Origin of the sequence: Alcanivorax sp. DP30, from assembly GCF_009882945.1 — a bacterium.
Taxonomy (GTDB): Bacteria; Pseudomonadota; Gammaproteobacteria; order Pseudomonadales; family Alcanivoracaceae; genus Alcanivorax.
The window spans coordinates 242,573-260,455 of sequence record NZ_WTUY01000005.1 but is presented as its reverse complement, the minus strand read 5'-3'; the positions used below and the strand labels follow the sequence as shown (position 1 = coordinate 260,455).

Here is a 17,883-nt window from a genome sequence, read left to right as displayed (position 1 = left end):
CAGTACCGATTGACCGGCATCTTCCGGCAACTTGTAACGAATGTTGTAAAGCCCTTTTCTCTGTCATCTTTTCCCCCTAGTATTGCATGAGTGCGAGAAAGCATCGGCATAACCGTGTTTTTCTTGCACGTTCACGACAAATAACGACAATTTTCCCCAGGGAGACCCGTTTTGGCCTCTATACTGGTCTTACATGGCCCCAATCTGAACCTGCTCGGCACCCGCGAGCCGGAGAAGTATGGGCACACCACCCTGGCCGACATTAATCAGCAACTGCAGGATCAGGCCAGCCAGGCCGGCCACCACCTGCAACACCTGCAAAGCAACGCGGAGTACGAGCTGATTGAGCGGATCCACGATGCCCGCACCGAAGGCATCGACTTTATTGTGATCAACCCGGCAGCATTCACCCACACGAGCGTGGCCCTGCGTGATGCCCTGCTGGCCGTGGCGATTCCCTTTATCGAAGTGCACCTGTCCAACGTGCACGCCAGGGAAACGTTTCGCCACCACTCCTATTTTTCCGATATCGCGAGCGGCGTGATCTGCGGCCTCGGCGCCATTGGCTACCGACTGGCATTGACCGCTGCGCTTGAACAACTGCCCCCCGAACAACTGGATGGTTAACAGACATGGATATTCGCAAGATCAAGAAACTGATTGAGCTGCTGGAAGAGTCCGGCATTGAAGAGCTGGAAATCTGCGAAGGCGAAGAATCTGTACGCATCAGTCGTGGCAGCCGCCAGGCAGCCGCCCCGACCCAGTATGTTGCTGCGCCGCAGGCAGCACCGGCACCTGCACCGGCCGCGCCCGCCGAACCCGCAGCCCCTGCTGCCGCCGAAGCCCCCAGCGGTCACATGGTTCGCTCTCCCATGGTAGGCACCTTCTATCGCTCCCCGGCACCGGGTGCCCCGATGTTTGCCGAAGTGGGCAAGAAGGTTCAGGCCGGCGATGTCCTGTGCATCGTTGAAGCCATGAAGATGATGAACCAGATTGAAGCGGACAAGTCCGGCACCATTGATGCCATCCTCGTTGAAGACGGCGAACCGGTTGAGTTTGATCAGCCTCTCTTCTCCATCGTTTAAGGGAGGCACCTCTCATGCTGGAAAAGGTTGTCATTGCCAACCGTGGCGAAATTGCCCTGCGTATCCTGCGCGCCTGCAAGGAACTGGGCATCCGAACGGTAGCCGTCTACTCCAAGGCTGACCGGGACCTGATGCACGTTCGTCTGGCTGACGAAGCCGTATGTATCGGCCCCGCCCCCTCAGTGGACTCTTACCTGAACATCCCGGCGATCATCAGCGCTGCCGAAGTCACCGATGCAGACGCCATCCATCCGGGTTACGGTTTCCTGGCCGAGAACGCTGATTTTGCTGAGAGCGTTGAGCGTTCCGGCTTCACCTTCATCGGCCCCAAGGCAGAAACCATCCGCCTGATGGGCAACAAGGTTGCCGCCATTGAAGCCATGAAAAAGGCGGGCGTTCCTACCGTGCCCGGCTCCAACGGCCCGGTGGGTGATGATGACGAAGCTGCCCTGAAGATGGCCCGTGAAATCGGCTATCCGGTCATTATCAAGGCCGCCGCCGGCGGCGGCGGGCGTGGCATGCGCGTCGTGGAAGAAGAGCGCACCCTGCTCAACGCCATCACCCTGACCCGCTCCGAAGCCAAGAACGCCTTTGGCGATTCCACTGTGTACATGGAAAAGTTCCTGCAAAAGCCGCGTCACGTGGAAGTGCAGGTGCTGGCCGACGGCGCCGGTCACGCCATCCATCTGGGCGACCGCGACTGCTCCCTCCAACGCCGTCACCAGAAAGTCGTGGAAGAAGCCCCTGCTCCGATGATCCCCCAGCATCTGAAAGACGAAGTCGCCATGCGCTGCGTCAATGCGTGTAAGGAGATCAACTACCGCGGCGCCGGCACCTTCGAGTTTCTCTACGAAAATGAAGGGTTCTACTTCATCGAGATGAACACCCGGGTACAGGTTGAGCATCCGGTTACCGAGATGATCACCGGGGTGGATATCGTCAAAGAGCAGCTGCGTATTGCCGGTGGCGAAGGCCTCCAGATCCAGCAATCCGATGTGAAGTTCCAGGGCCACGCCATTGAAGTGCGGGTGAATGCCGAAGATCCGGTACGCTTTACCCCGTCTCCGGGCAAAGTCACCTACTTCCACGCCCCCGGCGGCAACGGCATCCGCGTGGATTCCCACATCTACAGTGGCTACACCGTACCTCCCTACTACGACTCCCTGATCGGCAAGCTGATCACCTGGGGAGAGACACGCGACATTGCCCTGGCACGCATGCGCAATGCCCTGGACGAAATTGTCGTGGAAGGCATCAAGACCAATGTGGACCTGCACCGCGGCAAAATCTTCAAGGACAAGGCGTTCCTGGAAGGCGGGGTGGATATTCACCATCTGGAGAAGAAGCTGGGGTCGAACTAGAAGCAATTAATAGTTAATAATTAATAGCTCGCGATTATTGCTGGTTGCTATTCCCCCATCACCGAAGCCGCACACAGACTCTGTGCGCGGCTTCGTGCTTTTAACACCAATAAAAGCCCCCCATAACCATCCAGCACGTCTTAGCTGTTATCATTCCTGCCAAATTGCACCAAAAGTGCGTGCGCGGCGCTCGGAGTTTGAGCTAATCAAGCCCCTCCCGCGCAGCTATTAACTATTCACTATTAATTATTAACTTGAGCGAAGTGAAAATGGCCTGGCTGCAACTCCATCTTGCCACCACCGAACAACATGCGGATGCCTTTCAGGCAGCCCTGGAAAATCTGGGTGCCTGCGCGGTCAGTCTTACCGATGGTGCTGACCAGCCTGTTTTCGAGCCACCACCAGGAACGCGCCCGCTGTGGCAAAACACCGTGGTCACCGCCCTGTTTGATGCTGACCACGACCCGGCGCTGATCAAGGCGGCCCTGGAGCTGCAGGGACTCAACGCCGACGCCATGCATCATGAAATGCTGGAAGATCAGGCCTGGGAACGGGCCTGGATGGACGACTTCGCGCCGATGCAGTTTGGCGAACGATTATGGATCGTGCCCAGCTGGACCGACGCCCCGGACACCCAGGGCATCAATCTCAAGCTTGATCCTGGCCTCGCCTTCGGTACTGGCACCCATGAGACCACTGCCCTTTGTCTGGAATGGCTGGATGGCAGCGACCTGAGCGGCCAGACCGTACTGGATTTCGGCTGCGGCTCCGGGGTGCTGGCCATTGCCGCCCTGCTGCTGGGTGCCGATAAGGCCATTGGTACCGACATTGACCCCCAGGCCCTGATTGCCAGCAAAGACAATGCCGGCAACAACGGCGTTGCTGAACACCTGAGCCTGTATCTACCCGAAGACATGCCGCAACCCTTTCAGTGCGATGTGCTGGTAGCCAATATTCTGGCTGGCCCACTGGTAGAGCTGTCCGGGTTGCTGGCCAGTTACTGCCGTCCGGGCAGTCGCCTGGCACTTTCCGGCATTCTGGCCGAGCAGGCCGAGTCTGTCCGTGAAGCCTACCAGCCCTGGTTCGACCTCACCCCCACCACCCGGAAGGGAGACTGGGTAAGAATCGATGGCGTACGCCGGGATGGATAAATGCGGCCCAGGTCCTTGCGGCAAAAGCCGTTTTTTCTGTAAAAAGAACACCAGTCAGCTACATACCTGATCGCGTCAAGGGGTGCGGGAAGCGTGGTGCACACCACATGTAGCGGGTTTAACCAATAACAACCAGGCGATCTTCATGGCCACCCAGTTCAAGACGCGCTGCCCCCACTGTGCAGCACAGTTCAAGATCACTGAAGAACATCTCAAGCAAGCCAACGGCGCCGTGCGTTGTGGCTCTTGCCTGCAGATCTTTCAGGCCACGGATCACCTGGTAGACCCGCCAGCCGCAGACACCAACACCTCTGCGGACCGCTGGGCCGGCGCCCTGGACACTAACGCCACCACCCCGCCCCCGACTCCCAGGGACAGCAAGCCCCGGCTTGAAGAAGAGCCGGAACCGGATGCTGACAACCTGAGCATGGAAGGCATGGAGCTCAGCGATTCCTTCATGAATCTGGAAGAAGGGAGCAGCGAAGAGGGGCTGGGTGAAGACTTTTCCGACATGGCTGGCGCAGGCCGCTCCACCCATAACGAAGGCGCCGATGAATCCTGGGCGGAAGCCTTGCTGAATGAACTTGAGGATGAGGACGAGCCCGAAACACAGGAACCCGCAACCCCGCCCCGAGCCAACTTTGCACCCCAGGACGAACAGCAACCTTCATCACAATCGGCAACGCCCGCACCTGCGCAGCGCACAGCCAGCAAACCGGCCCCCGAACCCGAAAGCGATTCCCTGTTTGGCGGGCTTGACCTGTTTGGCGATGACCTCAACGACGAACCCGTGGCCTTCCCCTCGAAGCCGGTCAGGGAACGGGACCTGGCTTTCAAGCCAAGCTATGACTGGCAGGGACTGGTCAAGTGGACCCTGCTCTCCGCCTTCGCGGCCATCATTCTGGTTGGGCAATATGCCTGGTTCAACTTCGATCATCTGGCCCGCAGCCCCCAGTGGCGTCCGGCCTACCAGCAGGCTTGCGAGGCTCTGGGCTGCAAATTGCCCAGCCGCAGCGACATCAGCAAGCTGCGCGGCGCCAACCTGGTGGTGCGAAGCCACCCGGAATACAGCAACGCCCTGATCGTGGACGCCATCCTGTTCAATGAAGCCCGCTATCCCCAGCCATTTCCTGATCTGGAGCTGCGCTTTAGCGCTCTGGACGGCAAAGCCGTTGCCAGCCGCCGCTTCAAACCTGAAGAGTACCTGCAGGGAGATCTCAAAGGCATGGACAGCATGCCGACCAACACCCCCCTGCACGTTTCTCTGGAAATCGTTGACCCCGGCGACAGTGCCGTCAATTACAACCTGCGCCTGCTGCCCAGCCTGAAAAACCCGGACCAGATCAGCCAACGATAAGACGCCTGACGTCAAAAAGGATGATGGGCCGGGCAAGGCATCAAGACCACGCCTTCCCCGGCACGATCGGAGCCCAGCTGACGGACGGGGGCGAAAAGTCCCGCTCTGCCCTTTCATCCCCCTGTCCCGATCTCTATCATTAGCTCCCTTTTTAACCAGCTACCCTCTCGTGATCATGCAGATCGGACCCTACACACTGCCCAACTCGTTGATCCTGGCCCCCATGGCCGGCGTCACCGATCGGCCGTTCCGGCGCCTTTGCCGTGACCTGGGTGCGGGTCTGCTGGTCTCCGAGATGGTGACCTCAGACACCCGTCTGTGGAACTCTCGAAAGTCACGCCAACGTCTCGATCATAGCGGCGAGCCCGGCCCGATCTCGGTGCAGATTGCCGGCGGTGAACCGCAGATGCTCGCCGAGGCCGCACGCGCCAATGTGGAGCACGGCGCCCAGATCATCGACATCAACATGGGATGTCCTGCCAAGAAGGTGTGTAAACGCGCCGCCGGCTCCGCCCTGTTGGCCGACGAAGACCTGGTCGCCCGCATTCTCGATGCCGTGGTCTCGGCCGTTGATGTCCCCGTCACCCTGAAGATCCGTACCGGTCCTGACCGCGAACATCGCAATGCCATCAACATTGCCAAAATCGCCGAAGCCGCCGGGATCCAGGCGCTGGCCATCCACGGCCGCACCCGCGCCGACAAGTTCAACGGTGAGGCGGAATACGCCACCATCGCCGAGGTTGTGAAGGCCGTGAATATTCCGATCATGGCTAACGGTGACGTGGATAGCCCGGAAAAAGCCAAACTGGTACTGGAATCCACCGGAGCCGGTGGTATCATGATCGGCCGCGCTGCACAGGGTAACCCGTGGATCTTCCGGGACACCCTGCATTACCTCGAGCACGGCTCGCTGCCTGCAGCGCCGTTAGTAACGGAAGTCCATGATTGCGTGCAACAGCACCTTGCTGAACTTCACCAGTTTTACGGTGAGTTCATGGGGTTACGTATCGCGCGCAAACATCTGGGTTGGTACACACAGAACCTGCCCGGTGGGGAAGACTTCCGGCGTGGATTTAACACACTGGAAAATGCCACCGACCAACGCGTGGCGATCGAGCAGTTTTTCCAACAGATCAACGCCAATACCGACCGGGTTCGCTTCGGTCGCTATGGCGAAGTGTCTGCCCGGAAGAAAAACGGAGCCTTGGCCGCATGACCCTTTCTTCAGTTAACACAGCCGCTGCACGGACACTTACTGAAATGAACACCGCAGAAGCACGAAAGCAGCCGCATCTCACTATTGCGCGGAGTGAAACCCACGACACCCTGCGTAATTGTGTGCGCCGTTCGTTAAACGATTATTTCAACCAGCTGGACGGCGAGCCGGTCAGCGAGCTGTACCAGATGGTACTGGCGGAGATGGAAATTCCGCTGCTTGAAAAAGTGCTGGAATACACCCGTGGCAACCAGACCAAAGCCGCCGAGCTGCTGGGCCTGAACCGCGGTACCCTGCGCAAGAAACTCAAGCAGTACGGTCTGCTGTAATACAGACCTGCTACATCAAGGGCAGTGACCACACTGCCCTTTTTTTGTTTCTGGACCTCGATTTACTTAAGACTACGCAACTTGGTGAAATCCCATGAGCAACGCCGTTGAACGTGCACTGATCAGTGTTTCCGACAAGACTGGTATCGTTGAATTTGCCCAGGCCCTGGCCGACAAGGGCGTGGAACTGCTGTCCACTGGCGGTACCTTCAAGAAACTGCAGGAGGCCGGCATCGCGGTGCGTGAAGTCTCCGACTACACCGGTTTCCCGGAAATGATGGATGGCCGGGTGAAAACCCTGCACCCGAAAGTGCACGGCGGTATCCTTGGTCGTCGCGGCCAGGACGATCAGGTGATGGCCGATAACGCCATCAGCCGCATCGACCTGGTGGTGGTGAACCTGTACCCGTTCGAAGCCACCGTGGCCAACCCGGATTGCTCCCTGGAGGACGCCATCGAGAACATAGATATCGGCGGCCCCACCATGGTGCGCTCTGCAGCGAAGAACAATGCCCACGTGGGCATCGTCACCGCCGCCGGGGATTACCAGCGTGTACTGGATGACATGGACGCCAACGGCGGCGCCCTCTCCGACACCCTGCGCTTCGACCTGGCCATCAAGGCCTTCGAGCACACCGCGGCCTACGACAGCGCCATTGCCAACTACTTCGGCAAGAAGGTGGGCGAGAACAATGACGACTTCCCGCGCACCATCAACCTGAACTTCGAAAAAACCCAGAACATGCGCTACGGCGAGAACCCGCACCAGAAAGCGGCCTTCTACACCGAGCGCAACCCGGCCCCCGCCTCCATCGCCACCGCGAAGCAGCTGCAGGGCAAGGAACTGAGCTACAACAACATTGCCGACACCGACGCCGCTCTGGAGTGCGTGAAAGGCTTTACCAAGCCCGCCTGTGTCATCGTCAAGCACGCCAACCCCTGTGGCGTGGCCGTAAGCCTGGACGGCATCGGCAAAGCCTACGACCTGGCCTTCGAAACCGATACCGAATCCGCCTTTGGCGGCATCATCGCCTTCAACCGCGAGCTGGATGCAGCCACCGCCCAAGCCATCGTGGATCGTCAATTCGTGGAAGTGATCATCGCCCCCAGCGCCACTGACGAAGCCCTGGCCATCACCGCCGCCAAGAAAAACGTGCGCGTGCTGGTATGTGGCGATATCGAAGGGCCGACCGAAGGCGGCCTGGACTACAAGCGCGTCAACGGCGGCCTGCTGGTGCAGGACCGTGACATCGGCATGATCACCGAAGGCGACCTGAAGGTAGTGACCAAGCGCGCCCCCACCGAAGCCGAGATGCACGACCTGATCTTCGCCTGGAAAGTGGCCAAGTTCGTGAAATCCAACGCCATTGTCTATGCCAAAAATCGTCAGACCGTGGGCGTGGGCGCCGGCCAGATGAGCCGCGTGAACTCTGCCCGTATTGCCGCCATCAAGGCCGAGCATGCCGGTCTGCAGGTGGAAGGCTCGGTGATGGCCTCCGACGCCTTCTTCCCGTTCCGCGACGGCATCGACAATGCCGCCAAGGTGGGCATCAGCTGTGTGATCCAGCCCGGTGGTTCCATCCGCGACGAAGAAGTCATCGCCGCCGCCGACGAAGCCGGCATGGCCATGGTCTTCACCGGCATGCGTCATTTCAGGCATTAAGACGTCGGACGTCTGAGGTCGGACGTCTGACGACAAAACCCGGGTTAGCGTCCGACGTCCGACGTCCGACCTCTGACCCGTCTCCCATAGAGACAACGTCAGAAGAGACAACAGTCTCAATGGGACCGTTGGCAGCCACGTTTCACCAGCACCAATGGTAAAGTGGGCAATGAACCGTCGGACGTCTGAAGTCGGACGTCTGACGACAAAACCGGGTTAGCGTCCGACGTCGGACGTCTGACCCGTCTCCAATAGAGACAACGTCAGAAGAGGCAGTAACCTCAATGAAAGTTCTGATCATTGGCGGCGGTGGCCGCGAGCATGCGCTGGCATGGAAAGTGGCTCAGGCCGAGCAGGTAGAGAAGGTGTTCGTGGCGCCGGGTAATGCCGGTACTGCCCGGGAAGCCAAGCTGGAAAACGTGGCCATCGACGTGCTCGATCAGCCGGCCCTGCTGGCGTTCGCCAAAGACAACGGCATCGACCTGACCATCGTTGGCCCGGAAGCGCCGCTGGTGGAAGGCCTGGTGGATACCTTCATGGACAACGGCCTGAAGTGTTTCGGCCCCAGCAAGGCCGCCGCCCAGCTGGAAGGCTCCAAGGCCTTCACCAAGGATTTTCTGGCCCGCCAGAATATTCCCACTGCCGCCTATGGCAACTTCACCGACATGGACGAGGCGCTGGCCTATGTCCGTGAACAGGGCGCCCCCATCGTGATCAAGGCCGACGGCCTGGCCGCCGGTAAAGGCGTAATTGTCGCCATGACCCTGGAAGAAGCCGAGGAAGCCGTGCGCGATATGCTGGACGGCAACAAGTTTGGCGATGCCGGTCACCGCGTGGTGGTGGAAGAGTTCCTGGAAGGCGAAGAAGCCAGCTTTATTGTCATGGTGGACGGCAAAAATGTGCTGCCCATGGCCACCAGCCAGGACCACAAGCGTGTGGGCAACGGCGACACTGGCCCCAATACTGGCGGCATGGGGGCCTACTCCCCGGCACCGGTGGTTACCGATGCGGTCTACCAGCGCATCATGGACGAGGTCATCACCCCCACCGTGGAAGGCATGGCCAACGAAGGCATGCCCTACACCGGCTTCCTGTACGCCGGCCTGATGATCAGCCCGGAAGGCGCTCCCAAGGTCATCGAGTACAACTGCCGCTTTGGCGATCCGGAGACTCAGCCGATCATGATGCGCCTGCAGTCCGACCTGGCCGCCCTGTGCCTGTCAGCGCTGGACGGCAAACTGGACCAGACCGAGATCCACTGGGATCCGCGCCCCACCCTGGGCGTGGTCATGGCCGCCGGCGGTTACCCGGACAGCTATGCCAAGGGCGACGTGATCGAAGGCCTGGACCAGGCAGATTCGGATACTGTGAAGGTGTTCCATGCCGGCACCGCTGAGAAAGATGGCAATGTGGTCACCAGCGGCGGACGCGTGCTTTGCGTCACCGGCGTCGGCAGCACGGTCAGCGAAGCCCAGGCAAATGCTTATCAGGGTGTGAAGCAGATCACATGGCGCGAGGCCCAGTACCGCACCGACATCGGCTACCGTGCAGTCGCCCGCGAAAAGGCATAAAGTTAAGGCAACTAATAATTAAGGCTGAGCCAGCACACTCTGCTGGCACAGCCACTTTTACCCGAATTCAAGGGGTTGCCATGTCTACAACAGCGGCGGAAATGTCCCGCCTTGAGAACTTCATTCCCTTCGATTGTCTGAGCGAATCCCACCTCCAGGAAATTCAGGGCCAGATCGAAGTGATCAAACTGGCGCCAGGCCGGTTACTGTTCAAACGCGGCCAGCGCACCGACAAGGCCTATTTTCTGGTGGAGGGGTCCCTGGATCTCACCGATGCCAGCTTTCAGGTACGTCACTTCGGCGCCGATGACGACGAAAACTATCTCGCGCTGGACAATTATCCCGAGCACACCATCAACGCAATCACCGCAGAACCCACCACGCTATACGCCATCGATCGCAACAAGCTCGATCTGCTGATGACCTGGACCCAGGCGGCAGAATCCATGCTCGACGAAGGCGATGATGAAAGCGAGAGGGACTGGATGGATGCCCTGCTCTCTTCGGAACTGTTTGCCGCTGTGCCGCCGGCCATGATCCACACCCTGTTCGTGAAGTTCGAAGAACGGGAAGTACAGCTTGGCGAAACCATCGTCAACGAAGGGGAAGATGGCAACACCTTCTTTGTAATCAAACAGGGCAAGGCCATGGTCAGCCGCACCAAGGGCGCCAAGCAGGAAACCCTGGCAGCCCTGTCAGCGGGCCGCTTCTTTGGTGAAGATGCGCTGATCAGCGACAGTCCGCGCAATGCCACCGTCACCATGACCAGTGACGGCGTGATCATGTGTCTGGGCAAAAAGGATTTTCAGGCTATCCTGCAGGATTCCGTGATTCGCCATCTTAGCGAGGATGAACTGGATACCATGGTGCTGGAAGCCGACACTGCCTGCATACTGGTGGACGTGCGCCTGCCCATGGAGTTCCGCCACGATCGCACCCCCGGCGCCCGTAACATTCCACTCAACGAATTGCGCAGGGAAGTGCACAACCTGGAAAAGGATTTTTTCTATGTGGTATGCGGAGACGGTCGACGCAGTGAGCTCGGAGCCTATATCCTCTCCGAAGCCGGGCTGAATGCCTATGTGCTTGACCGGGGACAACCAGCGGATGCAGAGCAACACAACAACATGGCCGAACAAGCCTGAATACCTTTTCGGGCTGCTGATGATTGCCCTGCTGCTTCTGAGCAGCATGGCAAGGGGCGCAGCGGAACCACCGCCCCCGTACATCATTCACAGCTTGCCAGATGATGCCCGGGTTACCATCTACTCGGAGTACCTGCGTGATGACGAAGGCACCCTGACCATTCAGCAGGTCAGCAGCCCGACCTCCGCTGAGCGATTCCAGCCCGCCACCCGCTACGTGGAGCGTCTCGGTATTCAGCAGAATCCCTGGTGGGTGCGTCTGGCCATCAAGAACGAATTTCGTGAGCATAGTACGTTTGCCCTGCAGCTGCGTGGCAACCCCAATGCCAGCCTGTACCAGCCCGCCGCGAATGGGCAAGGCTATACTCTGGCGCCACCCAGCGCCCGCATTCCCGGCCGCGATGCCAGTTTTCGTGTCCACCTGCCGGTGGGTGAGCAGCAATTGCTGTATCTGCGGCTTCAGCCCAGAGGGTATCTGACCTATGGCCTCAGCCTCTCCACCCTGAACGATCACCTGGCCGGACAACAACGGCAGAATGCCATCTATATGGTGCTGACCGGCGCCCTGTTGATCCTGATCATCTACAACCTGATTGCCGGCACCATGCGAGGCGGGGGCCCCTACTGGTATCACGCTGGCTTTCTCACCTGTATCACCCTGATCAGCCTGCTACTGGCGGACTTCCTGCCCCATCGCTTTACCGACGGCAACCAACTGCAACCACGGATCCTGTTTCCCCTGATGCTGATCGCAATGGGCTCAGCGGCCGGGGTCACCCGCAGTTATTTCCGCCTGAATCAGGACCATAGCTGGCTGAATCACACTACCCGGGTACTGCTGATTCTCACCATCATCAGCCTGCCCCTGACCCAGTTGCTGCCGATCACCCTCACCGCCTATCTGTGCTTTTCCCTGGTGAGCTTGTCCGCATTACTGCTTATTGCCATGGGCTATGCCACCTGGCACCGCGAGCAAAACGGCGGCGGCTTGTTCCTTATCACCACACTGTTTGTCAGCTTACCGGCCCTGGTTCTGGGACTGGCCTATCTGGGACTGCTGCAAACCAGCGCCGAACTACCGCAATGGCTGATGGTCTCCACTGTGGTCGAAGCCCTGACCCTGGGTATTGGCCTGCGGGTACGGTTTGCACACCGCGCCCAAATACGCATTGAGCATCAGCGTTCACAGGCCATCGCCGACACCGTGGACAGCACGCGCCGGGAAACCCTTGCGCGGATCGGCCATGACATTCGCACGCCCCTCAGCGGCATCCTTGGCATGTCAGAAATTCTCGTCGACACCCCGTTGACCCCCAACCAACGCGAATGCGTCAGTGCCATCCAGAATGCGGGGGATAACCTGCTACGCATCATCAACGACGTTCTCGAGCACTCCCAGCTCTCCACCAGCAGCGGCAATGTGAACCAGGCATCCCTGGATGTGCATGAACTGCTGATGGAAGCCATCGACCTGTTCAAGGAACGGGCCGAAGAAAAACAGATTGAGTTGATCACCCACGTTCACACCAATGTACCACCACGGGTGTTGGGCGATGCCGGACGTTTGCGTCAGGTGCTCACCAACCTCACCGGCGCCCTGATCCGCCATGGCACCCCGGGTGAACTGATCATTGATGTGTCACTGGAACCCACCGGCCAGGCCGACCGGGTACGCTTCGGGTTTTCCGGTAGTGCCCTCAGCGAAGAGGCCCTGAAGCGACTCCAGGATACCCAGCGCCAGAGCGAAAGCAGCCATCTCAGCCTGGTGATTGCCGAGCAACTGGTGGACGCCCTCCATGGCCGCATGGGTAACCTGCAGGACCAGCGTGGTACCCATTACTGGTTTGTGGTCCCCCTGCCTGCCGATCATGCCGCGCCGCCCAAGGCGCCGAGGGTAGATACATCCAGTCTCGAAGGGCGCAGCCTGCTGGTCGTGGATGATTCCAGTACGGTCACTCGCGTACTGCGTCACCATGCACTGTCCTGGGGAATGCGGGTCACTGCCTGTCATGACCCCCGTGAGGCCCTTGCCTCCCTGCGCACCCAGGCCAACATCAACGAACCCTTTGATGTGGTGGTCCTGGATCAGCAAATGCCAGGCATGGATGGCATGCAACTGGCTGCCCGTATCCATGAAGATCCGGTCATCGTTCACCCTACTGTGCTGGTCATGCTCACCGGTATTCAGCACGCACCCAGCGCCACCCAGGCACGCAACGTGGGCATTCACCGGGTCTTGTCCAAACCCGTTTCCGCGCCACGATTGCGTCAGGTACTGGCCGAAGAATTATGCAGTGACGTGCGGCCAACACCCGAAACCGTAGACGCCAAACCCAACCCGGATTTGCGTATTCTGGTCGCGGAAGATCACTACCTGAGCCAGAAGGTAATTCGCGGCATGCTGGGCAAACTGGGGCTGCAGGCAGACATCGCCAGCGATGGCCAGGAAGCCCTGGCGCTGGCAGAAAAACAACGTTACGACCTGATTCTGATGGACTGCGAAATGCCTGAGATGGACGGCTTCGAAGCGACCCGTCGCATTCGCCAGCATGAGCAACGCCACGCACTGCCGTCCACGCCCATCGTGGCGCTCACCGCGCACATTCTCAAGGAACACAAGGATCGCAGTTTTGCCGCTGGCATGAATGCCCACCTACCCAAACCCGTGGAGCTGAATACCCTGCGGGAAACCATACTGCGCTTTACTCGCGATGACGGTACTGATTCGGGCTCACCCCTCGCCAACGGCGAAACGCTCGACTGAAAGAACTGGACTCGGCAAAGCCCAGCAGCAGGGCGATGTCTGTCAGCGAAAGGGATTCGTCCTGCATATACAGCTCGGCCAGCGTCTTGCGCAGGCTGTCCAGCATGTCGGGGAAACGCAGAGACTGTGCCGTAAGCCGCTTGCTCAGCGCCCGACCGCTAAAACCCAGCGCCTCCGCCACGCTGTCCAGTGAAGGCTCGCCCCCCACCATCTGGCGATAGATTTCCGCCCGCACCGCACTGGCCAGGTTGGTGTTCACATCAAAGTCCGCCAGCAACTCCCGGGCTTCCCGTTCCATCATCCCGGCCAACCCCGGGTCAGCCGTATCCAGGGGCGCTGACAATAGAGCCGGCGCCAGCAAGACGCCATCAAACGAGGCATCAAACTGCACAGGCGCCTGGAAATAGGCCTCGTAGCGGGCCACGTCCGGCGGTGCTGCATGACGAAAGCAGACCGCCCTGGGCGCCAGCTGATCCGCCAGCAAGGGTCGCATGAAGGCCACCCAGCCCGTAATCGCCGCTTCCACCAGATAGCGCGCCGGCTCACCACTCAACGGGCACAGCCACTCCAGCCGAATTTGGTCATCTCCACGCTCAATGCGGGTTTCTCCCAATTTGCCGGACAGGCTTTCAAAACGAACAAGACGATCAATGGCCTCACCGAGGTTGCTGCTGGCGAGAATCACATACCCCAACACCTGATAGGAACGCGGCTTGACCCTGCGACCAATCTCGAATCCCAACCCCGAATCCCCACAGGCTTGCATGATCACCAGGAACAGGCGCAGCACATCCACCAGCGGCAACAGTTGTTCCGGTCGGGCAAAACTGCTTTCCGCAATCCCCGCCCGGGCCAGCACCTCCTCCCGGGATAGCCGGTAATGGGCCAGCACTTCCGGCAATACGGAATCCACATAGGCCGCAGACAGGCTCTGGTCCGAACCGGCCAGGGCTGGATCAAGCACCGGCATTGACGGCCCTGCCCTGACACCAGTGCCGCAGTCTTGCCAACGGCTCGGCCATGGTCACCGACAGCGGCACGGTCGCCGCCAGTTCGGCCTCCAGCAGCGCCTGATCAAGAGACTGCTCGGCAGCCCCGGCGCTGTACAATCCGGCCACCACCGCCTGCTCAATTTCGGCACCGGTAAACCCATCACTGGCCACCGCCAGTGCCGGCAAATCGAACTGCTCTGGCCGCTGTCCACGCTTGCCCAGGTGGATCCGGAAAATCACCTCACGCACCTGCGCATCAGGCAGGTCCACAAAGAAAATCTCATCCAGGCGCCCCTTGCGGATCAGCTCTGGCGGCAGCCGTTCAATATCGTTGGCGGTGGCCACCATGAATACCTTGCTCTGGTTTTCCGCCATCCAGGTCAACAGGGTGCCCAGCACCCGACGGGAAGTCCCGCCGTCGTTGTCCCCCACGGCGATACCCTTTTCAATCTCGTCGATCCACAGCACACAGGGCGACATGGTTTCGGCCATCTTCAGGGCTTCGCGTACATTGCGCTCGGATTCACCGAAGAACTTGTTGTAGATGGCCCCCATGTCCAGGCGCAGCAACGGCAACCCCCACAGGCCGGCCACGGATTTGGCCGCCAGGCTCTTGCCGCCGCCCTGCACCCCCACCAGCATCACGCCGCGGGGAGAATCAATATCGCTTTCACCATGGAAGGCCTTCTCGCGTTTGCCCAACCAACGTTTGAGCCCCTGCAAGCCACCCACATTGGCAAAACTCTCGGTGTCATACTCGTAGCTAAGCACGCCATCCATTTCCATCAGGGCAAACTTGGCCTTGTTCACCTCCGGCAGGTCTGCCTCCGTAATGGCGCCATCATGCAGAATCGCCCCACGGGCCAGCTTGCGCGCATCTTCCACACTCAAGCCTCGCAGGTTGCGGATCAGTCGATCCAGGGATTCCCGATCCGCTCGTACCCGCTCCCCTTTCTCCTGCTTGAAGCGTCGCGCCTCATCCTGAACGATATGTTCAAGCTGCTTTTCATCCGGCATGGACAGGGTGAAGCGCGCCGAGTAGCGGCGAATTTCCGGGGGAATATCGAACTGGTGGCTGATCAGCACCAGCGAATGCTGCAGCCGCTCGTGATGAAGCGCGATCTCCTTGAGCAGACGCACGTTCTTGGGTTCGTCTTTCAAAAAAGGATGAATATCACAAAGCGCATAAATGCCCGGCTGGTTGGTCCCTCGTATCTGTCCCAGTACTGCGTCCGGTTCCACCGTGTGTTTCTGACTGGGCACGTCATCAAATTCCAGCCGCCGCATGCCATCCACCGACGTCCAGGCGAACACCGGTCGCCCTTCTTTCATCCCCAGCCGTCGGATCAGATCCAGTGCCCGCAATTCTTCCCAGGTCTCGATCACCACAATGGGATAGCGGGAATCCAGCAACATTCTCAGGTCGTTAAGATCACTCATGGTTTTGCTTTACGCTGCACGCAACAGGCCTTCACGCGGGACAGCAATATCCTTTTGTTATTGTTCAGGATCAAGTGCAAAGGGTGCTTCATCGGAAGCTCTTAGGCTACACTAGAACTCCACCCACTTTCATGCGTGTTGCATGCTGCGGACCCCATGACTGAACGCCGACTTACCCCCATTGATCGCCTGCTGGCCCGTGCCGACAATGCCTTGCGTACCCTGACACCGGGCACCATTCAGGCCGAACGTGCACCCACTGCGACACCGAACAGCCCCGGCAGTGTCGAACAGCCCGGCACCCTGCCCTCGGAGCAGCGCCGCCATGTCATGGGTCTGATGCGCATCAACCACACCGGGGAAGTCTGTGCCCAGGCGCTGTATCAGGGCCAGGCCAGCACCGCCAGCCTGCCGCATATCCGTCACTCGATGGAAGAAGCGGCCAGGGAAGAAGAAGATCATCTGGCCTGGTGTGAGGAGCGAATTCGCGAATTGGGCGGCGCACCCAGCAAACTTAATCCGATCTTCTATGCCATGAGCTACGCCATGGGTGCCACTGCCGGGCTGATCGGTGATCGCTGGAGCCTGGGCTTTGTCTCAGAGACGGAAAACCAGGTGGTGAAACACCTGGAAGCCCATCTTTACCAGGTCCCGGAAAGCGATCTGCGCACCCGCGCTATCCTCGAACAGATGAAAACCGACGAGCTCAAACACGCTGTCACCGCCAAAGACGCTGGCGGCGCCGACCTGCCCCCACCCATCCGCCACGCCATGACATTGATGAGCAAGGTGATGACGTTTACAACCTATAGAATCTGAATTGATAGTTGATAATGGATAATTGATAACTGCGCGATCAGAATGGGTTGTAGCAGAAAACAAAGAGGCCGCGCCCAATCTCTGGGCGCGGCCTCTTGCGTTTTAGTAACCACGGGTCTGGCCAGCGACGTTATCAATTATCCATTATCAACTATCAATTCTTCATTCAGCCCAGATTACGGCTGTAAAAGATCTCCAGCATCTCGGTCTTGAGGCGCTCTTCGATCTGATCCAGCTCATCCTGTTCGAATTCGTCGCTACCGGCACCAAACAGATAGTTATCGATGTCGAAATCCTTCAGCAACATCTTGGTATGGAAGATGTTCTCCTGATAGACGTTCACGTCGATCATCTGATAGGCGTTCTGGGTATCTTCGGTCAGGAAGTTCTGGATCGAGTTGATGTCGTGATCAATGTAGTGCTTGGTGCCGTCCAGATCACGGGTCATACCACGCACCCGGTAGTCCACGGTCACGATGTCGGAATCAAAACTGTGGATCAGGTAGTTCAGCGCGCGCAGCGGTGAAATCACCCCACAGGTGGACACATCCACATCCACCCGGAAGGTGGAAATGCCGTTGTCCGGATGGGATTCCGGATAGGTGTGCACGGTCACATGGCTCTTGTCCAGGTGGGCCACCACGGTATCCGGCAACGGACCGGGAGCTTCCTCATCCCAGTCGGTACCGTCCGGCGGTGTCTCGTGCTCGGCGATCAGCATGGTCACGCTGGCACCCTGCGGGTCGTAATCCTGACGAGCCACATTGAGAATATTGGCGCCAATGATCTTGGTCACATTGGTGAGAATCTCTGTAAGACGCTCAGCGTTATACAGCTCATCAATATATTCGATGTATTCCTTACGGTGCTGCTCGGTCTTCGCGTAAGCAATATCAAAAATATTGAAGCTCAAGGATTTGGTCAGGTTATTGAAACCGTGAACCGTAATCTTGGGATTGGGATCTTTCACCACAGCCGTACCCCACGGGC

General features: G+C 59.1%; 15 protein-coding genes. 12 read left to right on the top strand and 3 right to left on the bottom strand.

Translation table 11 applies throughout. From position 1 onward, the window contains the following. Window positions 1–171 precede the first annotated feature (171 nt). From aroQ to GQF00_RS12055, 11 genes are all read left to right on the top strand, one after another. On the top strand, window positions 172–627 hold the full coding sequence (aroQ, locus tag GQF00_RS12105; RefSeq protein ID WP_161319421.1) for a type II 3-dehydroquinate dehydratase: 456 nt from the start codon (window positions 172–174) through the stop codon (window positions 625–627). 5 nt (window positions 628–632) lie between these two features. Next, window positions 633–1,085: an acetyl-CoA carboxylase biotin carboxyl carrier protein gene (gene accB, locus GQF00_RS12100; RefSeq protein WP_161319420.1), complete on the top strand. Its 453-nt coding sequence runs from the start codon at window positions 633–635 to the stop codon at window positions 1,083–1,085. A gap of 14 nt (window positions 1,086–1,099) precedes the next feature. Beyond that, window positions 1,100–2,446, top strand: a complete 1,347-nt coding sequence (gene accC, locus GQF00_RS12095) for an acetyl-CoA carboxylase biotin carboxylase subunit (RefSeq protein WP_161319419.1) — start codon at window positions 1,100–1,102, stop codon at window positions 2,444–2,446. Between the two features lie 269 nt (window positions 2,447–2,715). Further along, window positions 2,716–3,597, top strand: coding sequence for a 50S ribosomal protein L11 methyltransferase (gene prmA / locus GQF00_RS12090; RefSeq protein ID WP_161319418.1), 882 nt, complete (start codon window positions 2,716–2,718; stop codon window positions 3,595–3,597). Window positions 3,598–3,742: 145 nt separating this feature from the next. Further along, complete coding sequence (locus GQF00_RS12085; RefSeq protein ID WP_161319417.1) at window positions 3,743–4,954, top strand: zinc-ribbon and DUF3426 domain-containing protein; 1,212 nt, start codon at window positions 3,743–3,745, stop codon at window positions 4,952–4,954. Between the two features lie 175 nt (window positions 4,955–5,129). Next, on the top strand, window positions 5,130–6,170 hold the full coding sequence (gene dusB / locus GQF00_RS12080) for a tRNA dihydrouridine synthase DusB (protein WP_161319416.1): 1,041 nt from the start codon (window positions 5,130–5,132) through the stop codon (window positions 6,168–6,170). A 44-nt stretch (window positions 6,171–6,214) separates the two neighbouring features. After that, window positions 6,215–6,499, top strand: a complete 285-nt coding sequence (fis, locus tag GQF00_RS12075; RefSeq protein WP_022984641.1) for a DNA-binding transcriptional regulator Fis — start codon at window positions 6,215–6,217, stop codon at window positions 6,497–6,499. A 94-nt stretch (window positions 6,500–6,593) separates the two neighbouring features. After that, a complete protein-coding gene (gene purH / locus GQF00_RS12070; RefSeq protein WP_161319415.1) occupies window positions 6,594–8,162 on the top strand; it encodes a bifunctional phosphoribosylaminoimidazolecarboxamide formyltransferase/IMP cyclohydrolase in 1,569 nt (522 codons plus the stop codon). A 284-nt stretch (window positions 8,163–8,446) separates the two neighbouring features. Next, window positions 8,447–9,733, top strand: coding sequence for a phosphoribosylamine--glycine ligase (gene purD, locus GQF00_RS12065; RefSeq protein ID WP_161319414.1), 1,287 nt, complete (start codon window positions 8,447–8,449; stop codon window positions 9,731–9,733). An 80-nt stretch (window positions 9,734–9,813) separates the two neighbouring features. Further along, window positions 9,814–10,878, top strand: a complete 1,065-nt coding sequence (locus GQF00_RS12060) for a cyclic nucleotide-binding domain-containing protein (protein ID WP_237440507.1) — start codon at window positions 9,814–9,816, stop codon at window positions 10,876–10,878. Further along, window positions 10,841–13,642, top strand: coding sequence for a hybrid sensor histidine kinase/response regulator (locus tag GQF00_RS12055; RefSeq protein ID WP_161319413.1), 2,802 nt, complete (start codon window positions 10,841–10,843; stop codon window positions 13,640–13,642). The genes GQF00_RS12060 and GQF00_RS12055 overlap by 38 nt, the downstream gene beginning before the upstream one ends. On the opposite strand, the gene GQF00_RS12050 is transcribed toward GQF00_RS12055, so the two are convergent. Both GQF00_RS12050 and GQF00_RS12045 read right to left on the bottom strand, forming a co-directional pair. Then, window positions 13,581–14,612 (bottom strand): AraC family transcriptional regulator, encoded by a 1,032-nt coding sequence (locus GQF00_RS12050; RefSeq protein WP_161319412.1) that lies wholly within the window; start codon window positions 14,610–14,612, stop codon window positions 13,581–13,583. The two genes, GQF00_RS12055 and GQF00_RS12050, sit on opposite strands and share 62 nt — an antisense overlap. Continuing rightward, on the bottom strand, window positions 14,599–16,074 hold the full coding sequence (locus tag GQF00_RS12045; protein ID WP_161319411.1) for an AAA family ATPase: 1,476 nt from the start codon (window positions 16,072–16,074) through the stop codon (window positions 14,599–14,601). Before GQF00_RS12045 ends, GQF00_RS12050 begins: the two co-directional genes overlap by 14 nt. A gap of 156 nt (window positions 16,075–16,230) precedes the next feature. Here GQF00_RS12045 and coq7 point away from each other — a divergent pair, with 156 nt between their 5' ends. After that, window positions 16,231–16,893 carry a 2-polyprenyl-3-methyl-6-methoxy-1,4-benzoquinone monooxygenase gene (gene coq7 / locus GQF00_RS12040; protein ID WP_161319410.1) on the top strand — a complete coding sequence of 221 codons (663 nt, stop codon included), beginning with the start codon at window positions 16,231–16,233 and terminating at the stop codon, window positions 16,891–16,893. A gap of 166 nt (window positions 16,894–17,059) precedes the next feature. Here the strand turns inward: coq7 and speD are convergent, their stop codons facing one another. Continuing rightward, on the bottom strand, window positions 17,060–17,866 hold the full coding sequence (speD, locus tag GQF00_RS12035) for an adenosylmethionine decarboxylase (protein ID WP_370519494.1): 807 nt from the start codon (window positions 17,864–17,866) through the stop codon (window positions 17,060–17,062). Window positions 17,867–17,883 lie beyond the last annotated feature (17 nt).